The 1,076-nt window shown below is 47.5% G+C and carries 1 protein-coding gene; it reads right to left on the bottom strand.

The window, feature by feature from the left end:
• The coding region (locus R7Q11_RS24940) for a peptide ABC transporter substrate-binding protein (RefSeq protein WP_225466851.1) at positions 1-1,076 on the bottom strand (1,076 nt) is incomplete at both ends.

Here is a 1,076-nt window from a genome sequence, read left to right as displayed (position 1 = left end):
TGACATCAACTCATCGTATTTCGGGTTGTGGTAACGTGAATCGTTGTACTCGCCATTTGATACGAAGATATCTAACCAAGTCGATGCCTCGTTGTAGTCGGCTGTCCAACCGCCGCGCGTAATTTCTGTGGGTTCTTTCAAGGCATAGAAGACTTTAGGTTCCAACTGCTTAATGGTGACTTGTGCGCCTAAACGGCTCTTCCACATGCCCGCCATTGCGGTCGCCATTTTTACATCCATCGAGAAAGTTGGGACGGTAAACGTCAACTTAAGTGGGTTACTTTGGTTGTAGCCTGCCTCTGCTAACAAACGCTTTGCTTCGTCAATTCGTTGGATGTGGTCCCACTTGGAATATTCCGGGGTGTGCGATTGAAACCCATCGGTTTGCGGTGGTACTAGCGTGAACATCGGAATGCCACCATTTCTTAAAATCGAATCAGTCAGTAGATTGCGATCAATGGCGTAGGAGAGGGCTTGGCGAACTCGACGATCTTTGGTCGGTCCTTCTTGCGTATTTAGGTAGTAAAAAGTCGAACCTAGCGAAGCACTTGTATCAGCCACATCTTGAGGCAGTTTGCTTATTAGTTTCCTTTTTTGTGCGGCAGGAATCGACATGACCTGATCAATTTCGCCTGCTAGGTAGCGATTTAGCACGACATTAGCATCACCGATCGGCAGCCAAGTGATTTTATCTAGGACGACGTTGTTTGCATCCCAATAGTGCGGGTTTTTCTTCATTACCATCTTCTCGTTTACCTTCCACTCCGAAACGGTAAACGCGCCGTTGGTTACGATGTTCTCAGGTTGTGTCCAGTTACTGCCGTGTTCCTCTACCGTTGTTTGATGAACCGGAGCAAGAACGGGGTGGCTCAGGAGTTTTATGAAGAACGGAATTGGCTGCTCCAAAGTGACTTGGAAGGTTTTTTCATCCAACGCTTTCACGCCCAATGAAGCAGGTTTTGCTTCGCCTTTCATAATGGCTTGCGAGTTTAGGATATTCGGTATGGCGGCAAACCAAGCGTAAGGTGATGCCGTGTTAGGGTCGAGCAATCGTTGCCAACTGTAGACAAAATCTT

The organism is Vibrio sp. 970 (genome assembly GCF_033339075.1).
This window is presented reverse-complemented; position numbering and strand designations above follow the sequence as displayed.